Source organism: Arthrobacter sp. AL12 (assembly GCF_029960645.1).
Lineage (GTDB): Bacteria > Actinomycetota > Actinomycetes > Actinomycetales > Micrococcaceae > Arthrobacter.
The window spans coordinates 12,935-31,410 of sequence record NZ_JASBQY010000005.1; the positions used below are offsets into that span (position 1 = coordinate 12,935).

At 67.8% G+C, this 18,476-nt stretch carries 19 protein-coding genes; 4 read left to right on the forward strand and 15 right to left on the reverse strand.

Annotation, left to right across the window (positions count from 1 at the left end; translation table 11 throughout):
* Positions 1-15 precede the first annotated feature (15 nt).
* Complete coding sequence (locus tag QK291_RS07505; protein WP_282380523.1) at positions 16-1,224, forward strand: MFS transporter; 1,209 nt, start codon at positions 16-18, stop codon at positions 1,222-1,224.
* Positions 1,225-1,283: 59 nt separating this feature from the next.
* Here the strand turns inward: QK291_RS07505 and QK291_RS07510 are convergent, their stop codons facing one another.
* Positions 1,284-2,204, reverse strand: coding sequence for a cation diffusion facilitator family transporter (locus QK291_RS07510; protein WP_282380525.1), 921 nt, complete (start codon positions 2,202-2,204; stop codon positions 1,284-1,286).
* Between the two features lie 269 nt (positions 2,205-2,473).
* On the opposite strand from QK291_RS07510, the gene QK291_RS07515 reads away from it, so the two are divergent.
* On the forward strand, positions 2,474-2,740 hold the full coding sequence (locus QK291_RS07515; protein ID WP_282380527.1) for a GlsB/YeaQ/YmgE family stress response membrane protein: 267 nt from the start codon (positions 2,474-2,476) through the stop codon (positions 2,738-2,740).
* A gap of 178 nt (positions 2,741-2,918) precedes the next feature.
* Here the strand turns inward: QK291_RS07515 and QK291_RS07520 are convergent, their stop codons facing one another.
* From QK291_RS07520 to infC, 4 genes are all read right to left on the reverse strand, one after another.
* The gene (locus tag QK291_RS07520; protein WP_282380529.1) at positions 2,919-3,833 is read right to left on the reverse strand and encodes an RNA methyltransferase; all 915 of its coding nucleotides are present in this window, start codon (positions 3,831-3,833) and stop codon (positions 2,919-2,921) included.
* Positions 3,834-3,897: 64 nt separating this feature from the next.
* The gene (gene rplT / locus QK291_RS07525) at positions 3,898-4,374 is read right to left on the reverse strand and encodes a 50S ribosomal protein L20 (RefSeq protein WP_282380531.1); all 477 of its coding nucleotides are present in this window, start codon (positions 4,372-4,374) and stop codon (positions 3,898-3,900) included.
* 119 nt (positions 4,375-4,493) lie between these two features.
* Positions 4,494-4,688: a 50S ribosomal protein L35 gene (gene rpmI / locus QK291_RS07530; RefSeq protein WP_009358635.1), complete on the reverse strand. Its 195-nt coding sequence runs from the start codon at positions 4,686-4,688 to the stop codon at positions 4,494-4,496.
* 115 nt (positions 4,689-4,803) lie between these two features.
* Positions 4,804-6,033, reverse strand: a complete 1,230-nt coding sequence (gene infC / locus QK291_RS07535; protein ID WP_348994561.1) for a translation initiation factor IF-3 — start codon at positions 6,031-6,033, stop codon at positions 4,804-4,806.
* 346 nt (positions 6,034-6,379) lie between these two features.
* On the opposite strand from infC, the gene QK291_RS07540 reads away from it, so the two are divergent.
* On the forward strand, positions 6,380-6,766 hold the full coding sequence (locus tag QK291_RS07540) for a DUF1844 domain-containing protein (protein ID WP_282380533.1): 387 nt from the start codon (positions 6,380-6,382) through the stop codon (positions 6,764-6,766).
* A 160-nt stretch (positions 6,767-6,926) separates the two neighbouring features.
* Here QK291_RS07540 and QK291_RS07545 read toward each other — a convergent pair whose 3' ends face one another.
* The 8 genes from QK291_RS07545 to QK291_RS07580 all read right to left on the reverse strand — a co-directional run bounded on the left by QK291_RS07545 (position 6,927) and on the right by QK291_RS07580 (position 13,269).
* Positions 6,927-8,273 carry an MFS transporter gene (locus tag QK291_RS07545; protein ID WP_282380534.1) on the reverse strand — a complete coding sequence of 449 codons (1,347 nt, stop codon included), beginning with the start codon at positions 8,271-8,273 and terminating at the stop codon, positions 6,927-6,929.
* A 61-nt stretch (positions 8,274-8,334) separates the two neighbouring features.
* Positions 8,335-9,234 (reverse strand): SseB family protein, encoded by a 900-nt coding sequence (locus QK291_RS07550; RefSeq protein WP_282380535.1) that lies wholly within the window; start codon positions 9,232-9,234, stop codon positions 8,335-8,337.
* Positions 9,235-9,245: 11 nt separating this feature from the next.
* The gene (priA, locus tag QK291_RS07555) at positions 9,246-9,992 is read right to left on the reverse strand and encodes a bifunctional 1-(5-phosphoribosyl)-5-((5-phosphoribosylamino)methylideneamino)imidazole-4-carboxamide isomerase/phosphoribosylanthranilate isomerase PriA (protein ID WP_282380537.1); all 747 of its coding nucleotides are present in this window, start codon (positions 9,990-9,992) and stop codon (positions 9,246-9,248) included.
* Positions 9,993-10,044: 52 nt separating this feature from the next.
* Positions 10,045-10,203, reverse strand: a complete 159-nt coding sequence (locus QK291_RS07560; RefSeq protein WP_282380539.1) for a hypothetical protein — start codon at positions 10,201-10,203, stop codon at positions 10,045-10,047.
* A complete protein-coding gene (gene hisH / locus QK291_RS07565) occupies positions 10,204-10,953 on the reverse strand; it encodes an imidazole glycerol phosphate synthase subunit HisH (protein WP_282380540.1) in 750 nt (249 codons plus the stop codon).
* Complete coding sequence (gene hisB / locus QK291_RS07570; protein ID WP_282380541.1) at positions 10,950-11,576, reverse strand: imidazoleglycerol-phosphate dehydratase HisB; 627 nt, start codon at positions 11,574-11,576, stop codon at positions 10,950-10,952. Before hisB ends, hisH begins: the two co-directional genes overlap by 4 nt.
* Before the next feature lie 65 nt (positions 11,577-11,641).
* A complete protein-coding gene (locus QK291_RS07575) occupies positions 11,642-12,760 on the reverse strand; it encodes a histidinol-phosphate transaminase (protein WP_282380543.1) in 1,119 nt (372 codons plus the stop codon).
* Positions 12,761-12,816: 56 nt separating this feature from the next.
* Positions 12,817-13,269: a LysM peptidoglycan-binding domain-containing protein gene (locus QK291_RS07580; protein WP_282380545.1), complete on the reverse strand. Its 453-nt coding sequence runs from the start codon at positions 13,267-13,269 to the stop codon at positions 12,817-12,819.
* Between the two features lie 360 nt (positions 13,270-13,629).
* Here QK291_RS07580 and lexA point away from each other — a divergent pair, with 360 nt between their 5' ends.
* Positions 13,630-14,379, forward strand: coding sequence for a transcriptional repressor LexA (gene lexA, locus QK291_RS07585; RefSeq protein ID WP_282380547.1), 750 nt, complete (start codon positions 13,630-13,632; stop codon positions 14,377-14,379).
* Between the two features lie 78 nt (positions 14,380-14,457).
* Here the strand turns inward: lexA and QK291_RS07590 are convergent, their stop codons facing one another.
* Together QK291_RS07590 and hflX are read right to left on the reverse strand one after the other, a co-directional pair.
* Positions 14,458-16,551, reverse strand: coding sequence for an ATP-dependent DNA helicase (locus tag QK291_RS07590; RefSeq protein ID WP_282380549.1), 2,094 nt, complete (start codon positions 16,549-16,551; stop codon positions 14,458-14,460).
* Positions 16,544-18,112, reverse strand: a complete 1,569-nt coding sequence (gene hflX / locus QK291_RS07595) for a GTPase HflX (RefSeq protein WP_282380551.1) — start codon at positions 18,110-18,112, stop codon at positions 16,544-16,546. Before hflX ends, QK291_RS07590 begins: the two co-directional genes overlap by 8 nt.
* Positions 18,113-18,476 lie beyond the last annotated feature (364 nt).

The window sequence follows — 18,476 nt, forward strand, 5'->3', positions numbered from 1 at the left end:
CCGAAAAGCAGACGAATGACTATCACCACACAAGCCCCGGCGACATCAAAAACCGGCACCCGCCATGTTGCCCTGGCCATTGTTTCCCTTGCCATGGGCGGATTCGGCATCGGCACCACCGAGTTCACCATGATGGGCCTGCTCAAGGAGGTGGAGCAAGGGCTCAACATCAGCACCCCGGAGGCGGGCCACCTGATCTCCGCCTACGCCCTCGGCGTGGTGATCGGGGCCCCGCTGCTGGCCGCCGTGGGGGCGAAGATGCCGCGGAAGCACCTGGCCCTGGGCCTCATGCTGTTCTTCAGCATTGCGAACCTGACGTCCTTCATCGCCCCCGACTACGGGACCATGCTGGTGTCGCGCTTCGCCGCCGGGCTGCCCCACGGAGCGTTCTTCGGCGTCGCGGCCGTGATCGCGGCGTCCCTGGTCGCCCCGACAAAGCGGGGCTGGGCCATTTCCATGGTCATGGCCGGCCTGACCGTCTCCAACGTCATCGGTGTACCCTTTGGCACCTGGCTGGGCCAGGCGTATGGCTGGCGGCTGCTGTTCCTGCTGGTGGGCGTCATCGGCATCGTCACCCTGGTGATGCTCTGGAAGTTCCTGCCGTTCCAGAAGCCGCACGCTGATGCGAGTTTCCGCCGCGAACTGGGTGCCCTCAAACGGCTCCAGGTCTGGCTGGCGATCCTGATCGGCATCGTCGGTTTCGGCGGCTTCTTCGCCACCTACACCTACATCGCCCACACCATGACCTCCGTTGCGGGCATTCCCGCGGCCTGGCTCCCGCTGATCGTCGCACTCTACGGGCTGGGCATGGTGGTCGGCAACATCGTCGGCGGCCGGATCGCAGACAGATCCGTGATGGGAACGATCTACTGGGTGCTGCCGGGCATTGCCGTGGCGCTCGTGGTCTATGCCGTGGCCGTGCACTGGCCGTGGTCCGCCTACGTGATGGTCTTCGTCGTCGGCGCCGCCGGTGCGCTGCTGGTCCCGGCGCTGCAGACCCGGCTGCTGGATGCTTCCCCGGATGCTCCCTCGCTGGCCTCCTCACTCAACCATGCGGCCCTCAACGTCGCCAACGCCCTGGGCGCCTTCCTCGGCGGCCTCGTCATCGCCTGGGGGTGGGGCTACGTCGCACCTGCCCTGGTCGGGGCCGGCCTGGCCGTCCTGGGCCTCGGCGTCGCCCTCATCAGCGGACTGGTGGAACGCAAGAGGCCGCTGGTTCGGTAGCCCGCAATGCGGTTACCGGACCCGCGGCCCTTCACAACCCGTGATGGTGCAAGCGCCCGCTACGGCGTGCTGACGCGCTGAACGTCCGGTTCGAGGTAGATGACCCGGGCGATCGGCACCGCCTCGCGGATCCGGGTCTCGGCGTCGTCGATCGCCGTGGCGATCTCCTGGCCCGTCTCGGAGCGGCCGATACTGATCTTCGCGGCGACCAGCAGTTCCTCCGGGCCCAGGTGCAGGGTCTTGAGGTGGATGATCGAGGTGCCGTCGGACTCAATGGCCGCCCGGATCTTGGCGACGTCGACCTTGGTGGCCGATTCACCGAGCAGCAGGGACTTCGTTTCCACGGCCAGCACGGCGGCGATGGCCACGAGCAGGAAGCCGATCATCGCCGTACCCAGGGCATCCCAGATGCCGTTCCCGGTGATGAGCGTCATGCTCACGCCGAAGAGCGCGAACACCAGGCCAACCAGGGCGCCGAAGTCTTCGAGGAGGATCACCGGCAGCTCCGGCTGCTTGGCGCTGCGGATGAACTTGACCCAGCTCTGCTTGCCGCGGACGTGGTTGGATTCGATGATCGCGGTCCGGAGCGAGAAGGACTCGGCGATGATGGCGCCGATGAGCACGGCGAGCGGGACCCACCAGAACGCACCTTCGATGGCGTGCGGGTGCTGGAGCTTGCCCCATGCCTCGTAGAGGGCAAAGAGGCCGCCCACGCTGAACAGCACGATCGAGACGATGAAGGCGTAGATGTAACGCTCACGTCCGTAGCCGAAAGGATGCTCCGGGCTCGCCGCCCGCTGGGCGCGCTTGCCGCCCACGAGCAGCAGGATCTGGTTGCCGGAGTCGGCGAGCGAGTGGATCGCTTCGGCCAGCATTGATGATGAAAACGTCAGGAAATACGCGACGAATTTCAGGACGGCGATGGTCAGGTTGGCAGCCAGAGCCGCAACAATCGCCTTGCTACCGCCATTTGCAGCCAAGAGAGCTTCTCCTTAGGGGTTCGACCGGGTGGTGGACTCCGGCCGATGCCTGCGCCCACATGGAATACCGTACCCGTTTTCGGCCCGCCGGAGCACCGCACCCGGTACCGCACCGACACGGTGAGGCGGTCTGATTGGCCAGCAACTCCGCAGGTCACCGGGCAGATAACGATTGGGTGTGATCCTGCTGACAAGCAATCTGGCCTATGTTAGCTTGAAGCCATAATCGGGATTCACCATTTGAATGCCGACGATATGTAGGAGGAGTAATGGGCTTTCTTGGCTGGATCATTCTCGGACTCATAGTAGGTGCAATCGTCAAGGCAGTTATGCCTGGCAGGGTCGGCGGCGGCTGGGTCACCAGCCTCGTGCTTGGCGTTGTCGGGGCAGTTGTCGGCGGCTGGATCGGCGATCTCCTGTTCGGCGGCGGCAAGATGGAATTCTGGAATCTCGGTTCCTGGCTCCTGGCCATTGTCGGCGGCCTGGTCGTGGCCCTTGTCTACGGCGCGATCACAGGACGCAAAAAGACCAGTTAACTGCACACGTACGACGGCGGGGGCCCACCTTTCGGTGGACCCCCGCCGTACTGTTGTGCCAGCCGTACTTGTGCCAGCCGTACTTGTGCCAGCCGTAATTTTTCTTGCCAGCCCTACTTCCGTGCCAGCCGCGCCTTTGTCTCAGGTGCCGGGCGACGGCCGCAAACCAGAGCGGAGATCAGCCGGCGGGGTTTGTGGCGCCGTCCTGCTGTGAACGGGCGCTGGCGTAGAGGCAGACCGTCGCCGCGGTTCCCAGGTTGAGGCTTTCAGCCGCCCCGTAGACGGGCACAGCCACCCGGTGGTCGGCCAGGGCGAGTTCCTCCTCGGCGAGGCCCTGGGCCTCGTTGCCGAACAGCCAGGCGGTCGGGTTCTCCAGGGCGTACACGGACTCGCGGGGCGGTGCGCCCAGCCGGCGGGCCGCGTTCTGGTCCTGGAGCCGGTCCAGGTTCAGTTCCCCGCTGCCGTCGGCGGCGAGGACTCCGATGCCGCGTTCCTTGCAGCGGGCCACGATCTCCTCGACTTCGGCGCCGAGCACCACGGGCAAGTGGAAGAGGGACCCCGCCGTCGAGCGCACGGCTTTGGGGTTGTAGATGTCCACGCTGGAGGCGGTCAGGATGACGGCGTCCGCGCCGGCCGCGTCGGCTGCCCGGAGCACGGTACCGGCGTTGCCGGGATCGCGGACCTGGCACAGCACGGCAATCAGCCTCGGGCCGGCGTCGAGCACCTGCTCAAGGCTCACGTCCAGGAAACCGCAGACGGCCAGAATGCCCTGCGGGGTGACCGTGTCCGCCATCGCGGCGAGCACTTCGTCAGTGGCGAGGAACGCCGTGACCCCTTCCGCGAGTGACTCCAGGTCCGGGTGCCGGTCGAGGCAGGCCTCGCTCGCGTAGACCTCATAGACGACGCCGGGCTCCCCTGCGGCAATCCTCTTCTGGTGCAGGGTCAAGGCTTCGCGGACAGCCTGCGGGCCCTCCGCAAGGAACTCGCTGCGCTTTAACCGGGCCGGGCGCCCGGCAAGCTGTGCCACCTTCCTCACCCGATCAGCTCGGGGATTGGAAAGTAAAACATCTTGCGGGCGCCCGGTTTCGTTCATACAAGAACCTTAGTAGCTTTCCAGCCGGTTCCTGAACGACGTCGTTATCGGACGACTACAGGTGCTATTCGGCAGCCTTGTCGGCGGCCTTCTTGGCAGCCGGCTTCTTGGCGGCGACCTTCTTGGCGGCCGGCTTCTTGGCAGCCGGTGCAGCCTCAGCCTGAACGGCCGGAGCGGACGTGTCGGCGGGCAGCGAGTCCTTGGCGATCTTGACCAGCGCGGCGAAGGCGTTGGCGTCAGAGACGGCCAGCTCGGCGAGCATACGGCGGTCAACCTCGACCTCAGCGGCCTTGAGGCCCTGGATCAGACGGTTGTAGGTCAGGCCGTTGGCGCGGGATGCAGCATTGATGCGCTGGATCCACAGGCGACGGAAGTCGCCCTTCTTCTTCTTGCGGTCACCGTAGCTGTACACAAACGAGTGCAGCAGCTGCTCTTTGGCCTTGCGGTACAGGCGTGAACGCTGTCCACGGTAGCCCTTGGCGCGCTCAAGGATAACCCGGCGCTTCTTGTGGGCGTTGACCGCCCTCTTCACACGTGCCACGTGCGTACTCCTTCAGAATTCTGATCCCAAGCGTCTACTGCCGGAACAACCGGCTGGCCTGAGAAGCCTTTTTGGTAGTTGACTGCTGCCAGGTGGCGAACAATCAGAGAACTTGGAACTTAGATGCCGAGCATCTTCCGGATGACCTTGGCGTCGCCCTTGAAGACGATCTTGTCGCCGGCGAGGCGGCGGGTCAGCCTGGAGGACTTGTGCTCAAGGTAGTGGCGGCGGTTGGCCTGCTGGCGGCGCAGCTTGCCGCTGCCGGTCAGCTTGAAGCGCTTCTTAGCACCACTGTGGGTCTTCATCTTCGGCATGGGAACCGATCTCCTTACGTATCCGCAGACAGCGTCTGCAGTCTTTCGTGCAGCCGCCCCTGCGGGCGGCGTGCTGGTTGCTTGCTGCCGGACATTGCTGTCCGGCAGCCCTGAGCTAGTTGGTCTTCTTGGTGCCCGGCTTGGCGGCGGCCTTGGGGGCAGCCGGCCGCGCAGCAGGCTTCGGCGCCGCGGGACGCGGCACCGGCTTCGGTGCAGCAACCGGCTTCGGTGCTGCCGCCGGAGCCGCCTTGGCAGCTTCGGGAGCCTTCGCAGCTTCCGGAGCCTTGGCGGCGGCCCTGGGCGCTGCGGGCGCCTTGGCCACTGCCGGCTTGACGGCGGCCTTCGGGGCCTCAGCCTTGGGAGCCTCGCGCTTCGGAGCGGCCTTGGGAGCCTTGGCGGCCTCCTGCTGCGGCGCTTCCTGGACGGGAGCCTTCGCTGCCGGGGCTTCCGCAACCTTGGCCTCGGCGGCCGGGGCCTTCGCGGCTTCGACCTGATCGGCCTCGGCCTTTTCAGCCGGAGCCTCCACGGCGGGAGCGGCTTCCTCCGCGGGGGCTTCCGTTGCCGGAGCTTCCGTGGCGGTCACCTCAGCCTTGGGCGCCTCGGTCCGGACCTGGTAGCCCTCCGGCAGCAGATCGGCGAGCGACTGCGTCAGGGGTGCTTCGGGGCCGGAGGTGTCAACGCGGAAGTCACCCGAAGCCTTGGCTTCGTTTTCGGCCTTGGCTTCCGCACGCTGCGATGCGCGGCGGGCCTCTGCCTTGGCTTCGGCCTTGTTCTTCAAGGGGCCGACGACCATGACCATGTTGCGGCCATCGATGCGCGGGCTGGACTCCACGACGCCGACTTCGGCGACGTCGTCCGCGAAGCGCTGGAGCAGGCGGATGCCCATCTCGGGGCGCTGCTGCTCACGGCCGCGGAACTGGATCATGGCCTTGACCTTGTCACCGGCGCCGAGGAAGCGGAGCGCGTGGCCGCGCTTCGTCTCGTAGTCGTGGGTGTCGATCTTCAGGCGGAAGCGGATTTCCTTCAGGACCGTGTTGGTCTGGTTCTTCCGGGCTTCACGTGCCTTGACTGCGGCTTCGTACTTGTACTTGCCGAAGTCCATCAGCTTGCACACCGGAGGCTTGGCCTGCGGTGCAACTTCAACGAGATCAAGATCGGACTCGGCAGCCAAACGCAGGGCATCCTCAATACGGACAACGCCTACTTGCTCGCCTGCAGGGCCGACCAGCCGCACCTCGGGGACGCGGATACGCTCATTGATTCTTGGCTCGCTAATGTTAAAGCTCCTGTGTTCGTGAGGGGTATTCCACCGGCAAAAAGAGAAGGCCCCCAATTGCCGGAGCAATCGAAGGCCTCGAAGATCGGAACTGCCTTCCCCGTGTGAGGTGGCATGCATCCTGCCAGGGCTGACGCCCGGGAAAATGCCCGACCAGGTACCCGGCAACCTTGCTTCTTGCGAAGCTTCCCGAAGGAGAGCGGTTGACGCGGGTGGGAGAGAACTCCGCTTGCAAACTGAAAGTCGATTCTACAGAAGAAATCCCGTCCGGCGCACCTACACAACGGGCGTGTCGGTTGCGGACGGGTTCCGGCTGTCAGGCCGCTGCAGTGTTACTGACAAACAATGTTAGTGAATGTCAGTGGAACTGGAGCGAAATAACGACAATCAGTCGGTCTGTGACAAGCTTACCAGCATGAGCACTTCAGACAGTAATTCACACGTTTACGAGCCCGCCAGCGCCCAGGGCGACGTCTCACAGCAGATCCGCGACATCTCCGAGGTGCCCGCGATCGAGGTCATCACCACCGCCGCCGTGCACCTGATGAGCGCCGCCGCCGTGAAGCTCGGCCTCGCCGCCGAGGAGAACGCCGAAGAGCTCAAGGACCTGGACGAAGCCCGCAAGCTGATCACGGCCCTCGCCGGGCTGGTGACAGCGGCCGCTCCGGAGATCGGCTCCCAGCATGCCGGACCGTTGCGCGACGGGCTGCGGTCCCTGCAGCTGGCCTTCCGCGAGGAATCCACCATCCCGGACGCGCCGGGCAAGGGCCCGGGCGAGAAGTACACCGGCCCCGTCAACTAAGCACCGGTCAACGAAGCACAGAGTATCTCCAGCGGCACCGCGGCGGCGGGCGGACCAAATTGGTCCGCCCGCCGCCATCGTTTTAAGGCCCACGGCTTAGGGCCGCGCCGGTCCCGGTGCGCTCAGGCTGAGGCTTAGGGCCGAGCTTGTCCCGGTGCGTTCAGGCCGCGGCCAGGCGCCGCCGTCGGCGGTGCTGCAGCGCCAGCCCCAGCAGACACAGCGCGACGCCGCCCACCCCCACGGCCACGAACCCGGCCCAGGGACCGACGGCGTCGATGAACACGCCGGCGAGCGGCGCCCCGAGTGCGACGCCGCCGGTGAGGGCCGAGCCGTACCAGCCCATTGCCTCGCCGCGGCGGCGCTCGTCGACGAGTTCGGCGACCTTCTCCGAGGCGGCCGAGAGCACCGGTGCGCACAGCAGTCCCGGCAGGAGCGCGAGCAAGCTCAGGGTCCAGGTGTCCTGCGCGAAAGCCATGGGAATGCTCAGCGCGGACATCCCCAGCAGCAGCAGGATCGGCGAGATGGGCCGGTGCATGGCGCCATAGATCACACCGCCAACCACCGAGGCCCCGCACCAGAACAGGAAGACCAGTCCGATCTCGGCCTGGTGGCCGCCGGTTTCGAGGGCGGCCACGATTCCGACGTCGGTGCCGCTGAGGACCATGCCGGCCCCTGCGGCGACGGCAAAGACGGCGGCCACCGCGGGGGTGAACCAGACGAAGTTATGGATGACCCTGTGCCGCAGCCCGGCCCGCTCCAGCCGCCTGTCCCCGGCGGCGGCCAGCGGGGCGAACTCGGCGGCAGCCTCCTGCAGGTGGGCCGGGGCAGCGGCGACCACCGCAACCTCGGCGGCTTCCTGCTGGCTGGCCTCGAAGGCGGCGTCGGACTCTGGATCGGACGCGGCACCGGCCCCAGGGCCGGGCTCGGCGCTGCGGGTCGGCGGGTTGAACCACATCAGGAAGAGCCCGGACGCCGAGGTGGCGACGCCAACAATCGTCAGTCCCAGGACCGAGAGTCCGGCGGTCGCGACGAGGGCTCCCGCCGCGGGGCCGATCATAAAGACCAGTTCGGTGGAGATGGCGTCGAGGGCGAAGGCCGTGCGCCGCTGCTCCCCCGTGGCGAGGACGCCGAGGGACTGGCGGACGACGCTGAAGATCGGCAGTGTCAGCAGGCCCCCGACGAACACCAGCGGCAGCAGCAGCTCGTAGGAGACGTGCGGCACCACGGACCAGATGACAGCCTCGGAGATGACCGACGGAATGAGCGCCCGCCGCAGGCCGACGGTATCGACGCGCCGGCCGCGCCAGGGTGCTCCGACGGCAATGCCGATGGTCATCACGGCAGCCGCGGCCCCGGCCGCGGCGTAACCCTGCCCGAGGGTGAGGACGATGTGCAGGGTCAGCAGGACCCCGGCCGCGGAGTGCGGAATGCGGGCAACCATCCCCACCAGCAGGAGCCGCCTGATCGGCCGAACGGCCAGCAGCTCCCGGTACAACACGAAGTTCACAGGTTTACATCCTTCCGGTACTGCCCCCGGCAGCACCGGGATCTCCCCCGCTGGCCGTCAGCTACGGTGCTGCGCGCTGCAATTTGACCTCGATCGAGTCAACCCGCTCAGCAAATACTTCATTCCGCGCCCAGGCATTGTTGAGGCCGGACACGATGGACTGGACGCCGGCGGCGTCGAGCCCGTCTTCAAGGTAGAGCATGACGCGGAGTTCCGGGCCGGAGCCCCCGCCCGGCAGCGGCGTTCCATCGGCAGCACGCGAGGCAACTCCACCGCCTGGATGAATTTCAACACGGCGGACCGCGGGAAAGCCAACCACGGCCTCGCCCAGGCTCCGGGCGAGCTCGGGATCAGCGTACGACGGCGTCCAGTCCCGCTGCTGGGCAAGGGCCCACACGGCGGGCCGTCGCACCACGAAGGTCACCGCCGAGCCCGGGTCCAGCACGAGCAGTTCGGCGTTCTCGGCCACCGCGGAGAGCGCCGCGCGGGCAGCGTGGACGGCCACCGGGCGCGCCTCCGGGTGCCAGGCCTGCAGCGAAGCGGCCGAGGTGAACACGGGCATCGCCGTCCGCCCGTCCGGGGCCTTGAGCGTCACGAGGGCCATGTCCGCCTGTTTGTCGGCCTGCAGACCCTCGGCGCCTTCGCCTTCTTCGGCCAGGGTGGCCAGGATCGGGACGAAGACCCGCGCCGTGGCCAGCGCGGCAACCACCGCGGCTTCGTCGGCGTCGCCGGCCGCGAGGGCCGCCAGCGCGGCAAGGTATCCGGGGTCGGCTGCGCCGTCGTCGTCCTCGAAATTGTGGATGTTGGCGCTGTCGCCGGACAGGCTGCGCCCGGCCCAGGGCTGGCCCGCCGAGTCCGCCGCTCCGCCCGCGCCGGCCAGTGCCGCCGCGATGTGCCCGGGCAACGGGCGTGAGGTGGCGGGAAGGTCAGCTGCGTGCTCGCCCGCGGGACCGTGCTCCATGCTGCGGACCGCTAGCGCCGGCCGGCGGTGTCGAGGGCCTCGGGCAGCGTGAAGTTGCCGTTGTAGAGGGCCTTCCCGACGATGGCGCCCTCGACACCGAGCGGCACGAGGGAGCGCAGGACCTTGAGGTCGTCCAGACTGGAGATCCCGCCGGAGGCGACCACCGGTTTGCCAGTCTTCTCCACCATCTGGCGCAGCAGTTCGACGTTGGGTCCCTGGAGGGTGCCGTCCTTGGTGACGTCGGTGACGACGTACCGGGCGCAGCCGGCCTCTTCGAGGCGTCCGAGGACGTCCCAGAGGTCTCCGCCCTCCTTCGTCCAGCCGCGACCGGCCAGCGTGGTGCCGCGGACGTCCAGCCCGACGGCGATCCGGTCGCCGAAGCGCTCGATCACCCGGGCCGTCCACTCCGGGTTTTCCAGGGCCGCGGTGCCGAGGTTCACGCGGGCAACCCCGAGGTCGAGGGCCTTCTCGAGCGACTCGTCGTCGCGCAGGCCGCCGGAGAGCTCGACCTTGATGTCGAGCCGGCCGACCACTTCGCGGAGCAGTTCGGCGTTGGTGCCCCGGCCGAATGCGGCGTCGAGGTCAACGAGGTGGACCCACTCCGCGCCCTGCTGCTGCCAGTTGAGCGCGGCTTCCAGGGGTGTGCCGTAACTCGTTTCGCTGCCGGCCTCGCCCTGGACGAGGCGGACCGCCTGGCCGTTGACGACGTCGACGGCGGGCAGCAGCTCCAGCACGGGCAGCGGGGTTTCGGTGGTCATCGTGGATCCTCAGTTTTCAGGGTCGGCAGGGGGTCGGGGGCGCTGCGGGGCGTCAGGCGGCGGGCAGCGTCAGGAGGTAGGCGGCGAGCAGCGCCATCGCGGCCAGGACGTAGAACACGACCTGGACCCAGCGCGGGCTCTTCTGCTGGCGGAAGGACAGCGCTCCGCCGACCAGCAGACCGGCGAGGCCCATCAGGACGATGGACCACATCTAGGCGGTACCGGCTTCCGGGGCGGCGGGGGTGCCGGCACGGTCCCGCAGGCCTTCCACCCAGTTGCGCAGCAGGCGCGCGCCGGCGTCGCCGGACTTCTCGGGGTGGAACTGCGTGGCGCACAGCGGGCCGTTTTCCACGGCCGCGATGAACGGGGCGCCATGCTCTGACCAGGTGACAAGCGGAGCCGTCATGCGCGGCTGGATGACGTCGAAGTCCCACTGCTGGACCCCGTAGGAGTGCACGAAGTAGAAGCGTTCGTCCTCGACACCGGCGAACAGCCTGGACCCCGCCGGGACGGACACGGTGTTCCAGCCCATGTGCGGGACGACGTCGGCGGGAAGGAGCTCGACCTTTCCGGGCCACTCCCCCATGCCTTCGGCGACGGTGCCGTGCTCGACGCCGGCCTCGAAGAGGACCTGGAGGCCCACGCAGATGGCCAGCACGGGGCGGCCGCCGGCGACGCGGCGCCCGATCATGCGGATGGCATCAACGGCTTTGAGCTCGCGCATTACGGTTTCGAACGCCCCGACCCCGGGAACCACGAGGCCGTCGGCGTTGAGGACATCCTCCGGCCGGGAGCTGAGGATTACCTCGGCACCGGCGCGTTCAAGGGCGCGCACGGCGGAACGGACGTTGCCGGAGCCGTAGTCCAGGACCGTGACGGTGGGTTTACCCTCGGGCGAGGCAGGCTTCCGGCCGGCGTCGGGGTTGATGATGGCGCCGTCCTTCAGGACCTTCCCGGTCACAGCGCACCCTTGGTCGACGGGATGCCCTCGACGCGGGGGTCCGGTTCGACGGCGGCGCGCAGGGCGCGGGCGAAGGCCTTGAACTGGGCCTCGACGATGTGGTGCGGGTCCCGGCCGGCCGTGACGTTCATGTGCAGGCAGATGCCGGCGTGCAGGGTGATCGCCTCGAAGACGTGGCGGGTCAGGGAACCGGTGAAGTGTCCGCCGATCAGGTGGTATTCCTGGCCGGCTGGCTCGCCGCCGTGCACGAGGTACGGGCGGCCGGAGACGTCGACAACGGCGTGCGCGAGGGCCTCGTCGAGGGGAACGGTGGCTTCGCCGAAGCGGCGGATCCCGGCCTTATTTCCGAGCGCGGTGCGCAGGACCTCGCCGAAGGTGATGGCCACATCCTCGACCGTGTGGTGGACATCTATGTGTGTGTCTCCGGTGGCCTTGACCGTCATGTCGATCAGGGAGTGCTTGCTCAGCGCCGTCAGCATGTGGTCGTAGAACGGCACCGAGGTGCTGATGTCCGAGACGCCGGAGCCGTCCAGGTTGATCTCGACCAGCACGGATGACTCGCTGGTGGTCCGTTCCATGCGTGCGGTCCGGCCCTCGGCAGCGGTTGATCCGGTGTTGCTCATGTGGGTGTCCTTTGGATGACGACGGTGCCCGGCGTTCAGGGCAGGGTGGATGTCCTGGGTTAAGTCTAGGCGCGCTGCACGGCGCGGCCGGCCAGGATCCGTTCGAGGGCTTCGAGGAACGTTGTGGTTTCCGTCTCAGTCCCGGCGGTGACGCGCAGGTGCCCGGGAATGCCCACGTCGCGGACCAGCACACCGGCGTCGAGCAGGCCCTGCCAGACCTCGTGCGGGTTGTCCAGACCGCCAAAGAAGACGTAGTTCGAGTCGGAGGCAGCCGGCTTGAGGCCCATCCGCTGCAGTTCGGACACGATCCTGTCCCGCTGGCGCTTGATGTCCTCGACATCGGCCATCAGCGCGACCCGGTGCTGCAGGGCCGCCAGGGCTGTCGCCTGGGTGATGGCCGAGAGGTGGTACGGGAGCCGGACCAGGCGCAGGGCGTCGGTCACCTCCGGTGCTGCGGCCATATAGCCAACCCGGGCGCCGGCGAGGGCGAAGGCCTTGCTCATGGTCCGCGAGACGATCAGCCGTTCCCGGCCGGGCAGCAGCGCCAGGGCACTGGGCGTCCCGTCGTGGGCGAACTCGTGGTACGCCTCGTCGACGATCACGATGGCCTGGCTGGCTTCCCCGGCCTCGTAGACGGCCTCCACGACATCAAGGCCCAGCCCGGTGCCGGTGGGGTTGTTCGGGGAGCACAGGAAAACGATGTTCGGCTGGAGTTCGCGGACCTGGCGGGCGGCAGAGGCGGCACTGAGTCCATAGTCGTCGGCGCGGACCCCCACGATGTACCCGGTGTCCGTACCGGAGGCCAGCAGCGGGTACATGGAGTATGTGGGGGGGAAACCGAGGGCAGTGCGCCCCGGGCCGCCGAACGCCTGAAGGATCTGCTGGAGCACCTCGTTGGAGCCGTTTGCGGCCCAGATGTTGTCCGCACCCAGGCCGTGCCCGAGGTATTGAGCGAGGGCCTCGCGCAGTTCCGTGAACTCGCGGTCCGGATACCGGTTCAGTCCGGCGGCGGCAACCGTGACGGCCTCGGAAATGGCGGCCCGCACGTCAGCCGGGACACCATGGGTGTTCTCGTTGACGTTGAGCAGGATGGGGACGTCCAGCTGCGGCGCGCCGTACGGCGTCAGGCCGCGCAGGTTGGTCCGGAGGGGAAGTCGGTTCAGGCGCTCTAGCTGGTCAGTCACTGCACCAGTTTAAGTGAGAACAGCGCGGGCCCTGAAACTGTGACAAGTGGAACGGGTTACTTGGACGGGATAAAGAGCGCCTGGCCGGGAACGACGCGGGCGGCTTCGAGGTTGTTCAGCTGGATGATATCGGTGACGACGTCGCGGGGGTCCCGCTCCGGTGCCACGGATGCGGCGATGGCCCACAGTGACTCACCGGGCTGCACTGTCACGGTCACGGTGGGGGTCAGCGACAGCCCGGCAGCGGACTCCGCCGCCTTGGCCGGGGCGTTGAGGAAACCGCTGAGGGTAAGGATGAGCGCGGCCAGCAGGATCAGCGGCACCCCGATAAAGACAAAGCGTCCGCGCCGGGTGAGCCGCAACGGCGCCTGCTTGACCCGCTGCTTGCCGGCAGCGCTCTGGTTGCCCACGCCGCCCTGCCGGCCGGCGGAGGCACCGCCGTCGGGCCGGCCGTAGTCGCCGAATGTGTCGCGGCCGAAAGTGTCGTGAAACGCGCTTGATACTGACATGAACTGAGCCCTCCTGGACCATACTGTGCCGCCGGGCGTACTCCACGTACTTGCCGCCAACCGGCCTAACCTTCGAACAAAGAACCGAACGTCACGCTGGGCCCGAACCGTGCTCCACCCTCTAAACAGCGGATGACTAGAACACATATTCGAACTCTGCCTGTTCTGTTTTAGCACTTATTAACGAACAATGTCGAGACTCGCTAGAACAAATGTTTGAAAATGCCCTGTGGCTGGCCTACGTTTGAGTCACAGAACAACCACTTCTGCAGTTGATCAGCAGGGTCTGACATTTCAGACCGGAAGTTCCCGGCAGCCGCAGCCACGGCGGCCGGGCGGAACGGAAAGGCGTTGGCGAACATGGCAGCACAAGCCACTGGCGGCAGGGCCACGCAGCGGGGCCCGCAGGCGGCCCGGCCACCCAAGAGCCTCACCGTCCGGCAAAAGAAGATCCTGGAAACCATCCAGCGTTCGGTCACGGACAACGGCTATCCGCCCTCCATGCGCGAGATCGGCGACACCGTCGGTCTGGCGAGCCTCTCCAGCGTCACCCACCAGCTCTCCCAGCTGGAAAAACTTGGCTACCTGCGGCGCGACCCCAAGCGCCCCCGCGCCATGGAAGTGCTGATGCCGCTGACCCTCGACGAGGGAACCACGAAGGTTTCAGGGGCTGAGAAGTCCGGCGGCCTGCGTACGGTCGGCGGTTTGTCCGTGTCCGAACTGGCCAGCGCCACCGACACCGCCATGGTGCCGCTGGTGGGCCGCATCGCCGCCGGCGGGCCGATCCTGGCCGACCAGGTCGTCGAGGACGTGATGCCGCTGCCCCGCCAGCTCGTGGGCCACGGCGAGCTCTTTATGCTCAAGGTCGCGGGGGACTCGATGATCGACGCGGCCATCTGCGACGGCGACTGGGTGGTGGTGCGCCAGCAGGGCGACGCCGTCAACGGGGACATCGTCGCCGCACTGCTGGATGACGAGGCGACAGTCAAGACGTTCCGCCAGCGCGACGGCCACACCTGGCTGCTGCCGCAGAACACCCAGTACGAGCCCATCCTTGGCGATCACGCCGTCATCATGGGCAAGGTCGTTTCGGTGCTCCGCTCCCTCTAGGACCGGTCAGCCGGCACGCCAACAGCTGCGAACACGGCCCCGCCGGTACCGGACGGGGCCCTGCACCTTCCCGCCGGTCTACGTGGCGGGCTGCCGGGATTCCTTCGCGAGCCGCTCCAGGGCCGCGAGGGCGATCGCGGGGTCGGTGGTGGGCCAGAACGGCGGCAGGGCAGCGCGCAGGAATCCCCCGTAGCGCTCGGTGGAGAGCCGTGAGTCCAGCACTGCCACCACTCCCCTGTCGGTCGTGGTGCGTATCAGGCGGCCGGCGCCCTGGGCCAGGCGGATGGCGGCGTGGGTCGCGGACACGCTCATGAAGCCGTTGCCGCCGGCCTGGGCCACCGCCCGGGACCGTGCCGTCATCAGCGGATCGTCCGGCCGCGGGAACGGAATCCGGTCGATCACGACCAGGCGGCACGACGTCCCCGGCACGTCAACACCCTGCCACAGCGACATGGTGCCGAAGAGGCAGGTGTCCGGTTCGTCGGCGAACTGTTTCACCAGCGCGGTCATGGTCGAATCCCCCTGGCAGAGGATGCTCATGTCCAGCCGCGGCCGCAGGGCCTCAGCGGCGTCCTCGGCGGCGCGCCGGGACGAGAACAGGCACAGGGCCCCGCCGCCCGAGGCCCGGATCAGCTTCTCGAGCTCGTCGAGGGCCTCCGGGGAAGTACCCCGGCCGGGTTTGGGCAGGTGTTTGGCCACATAGAGGATGCCCTGTTTCGGGTACTCGAAAGGCGAGCCGACGTCGATCCCGGTCCAGCTCGGGGCACCCGGTCCGACCAGGCCCAGGCCGGCGGCGGCCGGTTCGAACGCGGACCCGATCGCAAGGGTCGCCGATGTCAGGATGACGGTGTGGTCTGCGAACAGGCCCTCGCGCAGCCGTCCGGCGACGCTGAGCGGGGCGATGTTGATCAGGGCCGGCGCGGATTCGTCGGGCTGGGAGTAGCCCTGCTGCGGGTCGAAGGTGCTGTTGCGGGAGAACCAGACCACTTCGCGGTTTTCGCGGGCGGCGAGCAGCCGTTCGCAGAGCTCCAGGATCACCATGAGCCGGGAGCGCGCGAGCTGCCGGCCGCCGTCGGCCGTGTTGGCGCTGTCCCCCTTGGAGTCCGAGAGCGCCGCGCGGCACGCGTCCCGCAGCTGGTCCACGCAGTCCAGCTGTTCGCTGTTCAGTCCGTTGGGCATGAGTCCGCTGGGGACCCCTTCAATGGCAAGTTCGAGGTTGGACGCGGCGTTGTTCAGGGCGTCCACGGTGATGCCCGTGTTTTTCCGGGCCCCGGACGCGGCCGCGTGGACCATCGCGACGGAGAGCTGGCCGGACACCGCGCCGGTCACCCGGTCCTGCAGCTCGTGGGCTTCATCGACCACCACGACGTCGTATTCCGGCAGCACAGCAAGGCCCTCGAAGGCGCTGACGGCCAGCATCGCGTGGTTGGTGACGACGACGTCGGCGTCCGCCGCGTTCTGCCGGGCCAGTTCGGAAAAGCATTCGGCCGCCAGCGGGCATTTCTGCGCGCCGAGGCACTCCATGGAGGTGACCGAGACCTGCCGCCAGGCACGGTCCGTGACCCCGGGCAGGAGTTCGTCCCGGTCCCCGGTCACGGTGTCCTCGGCCCATTCGCGCAGCCGGATGACTTCCTTGCCGAGCTGGGACGACGGGCCGCCCATCGCCGCGGCGAAATGCGGGACGGAGGTGTCCTCGCCGAGCGAGAAGAGCTGGCCTTCGGAGGGCTCCTCGGAGGGGAAGCCGCCTTCGAGCTTGTGCCGGCACACATAGTTGGAGCGGCCCTTGACGAGGGCAATCTTGACGGGCCGTTCCAGCGCCGGGGTGATGGTCTTCAGCAGCCGGGGCAGGTCCCGGCCGACGATCTGGGTCTGCAGGGCCAGCGTGGCCGTGGAGACCAGGGTGGGCTTGTCGCTGACGAGCGAATGGGCGATCAGCGGGATCAGGTAGGCGAGGGACTTGCCGGTGCCGGTGCCGGCCTGGACCAGCAGGTGGTCGCCGCTGTCAATCGCGTGCGCCACCTGCCGGGCCATCTCGTGCTGGCCGTCGCGGCTCTGGCCGCCCATGCCGGACACGGCGCGGTCGAGCAGTTCGATGACGAACTCCCCGCCGGCCGGGCCGCGTGGTCCTGCCGAAGGTTCTCCGCCGGGTTCGGTCCCCGCGGCGTCAGTCATTGCTGATGAACGAATCCAGTTCAGCGGCGAAACCCTCGCGCACCATCACGATGGCGCGGGTGCCCGCTTCCTCGTGGTCGAGGCTGAGGATCTCGGCGTCGGTCTCGTGCAGCTTGCTGAGCAGGTCCCCGCGGTTGTACGGGATCATCAGTTCGAGCCTCACGCTGGGCCGCGGGATGCCTTCGCTGATGGCCTTGAGCAGTTCCGGGATGCCCTCGCCGGTGCGTGCCGATACCACCACGTGGCGCGGTTCGCGCTGCTTGAGCCGTTCGATCACGAAGGGATCCGCGGCGTCGGCCTTGTTCAGGACGATGATTTCCGGGACCTTGCGGGCGTCGACCTCGCTGAAGACCTTCCGGACGGCGGCGATCTGGCCTTCCGGATCCGGGTGGGAGACGTCCACAACGTGCAGGATCAGGTCCGCGTCGGCGACTTCCTCCAGGGTGGAGCGGAAAGCCTCCACGAGCTGGGTGGGGAGAGACCGGACGAAGCCCACGGTATCGGCCAGGGTGTAGCCCAGCCCGTCCGAGGTCTCGGCCTTGCGGACGGTCGGGTCCAGGGTGGCGAAGAGGGCATTCTCCACCAGCACGCCGGCGTCGGTCAGCCGGTTCAGCAGCGAGGACTTGCCGGCGTTGGTGTACCCGGCGATCGCCACGGACGGCACGGAATTGCGACGGCGGTTGGCGCGCTTGGTCTCCCGGGCCGGCTTCATTGCGGCGATTTCACGGCGCAGCTTGGCCATCCGGGTGCGGATCCGGCGGCGGTCCAGTTCGATCTTGGTTTCACCGGGACCGCGCGAACCCATGCCGGCACCGGCGCCGCCGACCTGGCCGCCGGCCTGGCGGGACATCGAGTCACCCCAGCCGCGCAGGCGCGGGAGCAGGTACTCGAGCTGGGCCAGTTCCACCTGGGCCTTGCCCTCGCGGCTCTTGGCGTGCTGGGCAAAGATATCCAGGATCAGGGCCGTGCGGTCGATGACCTTGACCTTGACGATGTCTTCCAGGCTGCGGCGCTGGGACGGTGCCAGTTCGGCGTCGACGACGACGGTGTCGGCGCCGGTGGACATCACGATGTCCTTAAGCTCCTGGGCCTTGCCGGAGCCGAGGAAGGTTCCGGGGTCGGGCTTGGCGCGCCGCTGCACGATCCCGTCGAGGACCTCCGAGCCGGCGGTCTCGGCGAGAGCGGCAAGTTCGCGGAGCGAGTTCTCGGCGTCGGCGAGGGTGCCCTCGGTCCAGAGGCCGGCCAGCACGACACGCTCAAGGCGCAGCTGCCGGTATTCGACTTCGGTGACGTCTTCGAGTTCCGTGGACAGCCCGGCGGTACGGCGCAGGGCGTGCCGTTCCTCGAGGTCCTGCTGGTCGCCGTCGTAATTGCTGTGTTCCTCGCCCTGCCGGGAGATCGCCTGCGCCTTGCCGAGCACCGATGTGGACTCGCCGGCAGCCGGGGCTGCCTTCCGGGCAGGGGTGTCCTTGGAGAGGATCCGGTCGATGACAGCCTGGATTTCCGCAGGACTCATGTCCTGGGCTGCTGAATCGGGTCCGGTGTTGGGCTGACTGGTCATGGTCTCCTTTAGAGGTTCGGCAGTTTCAGAATAGTGCCGATCGGTGTTGTCTGGGGCGGTATTCGCGCTGGGCTGACGTCTATTCGTCAAACGGGGCTCCTGGAATGCCTGCGGCAGCGGTGCCGGGGCAGGGTGGGCTCCGCGAGGGAGCGGTGAGAACGGGAGGGAACAGGCGTGGTTAGGCCTTGAGGAGGGAGAAACTTTCCGCCCGGCCGGGCTCCGTGAGCACTGCCAGACTCCAAGTGGATCGGGCGCCAGCGGCGGGGTCCTTTTCAGGATCATCGCGGGGTGGCGCACTGAGCGGAAGGTAGCTACCTGCGTCGCTGCGGGGACGGGATTTAACCCGTGCCAGCTACTTGAAGTT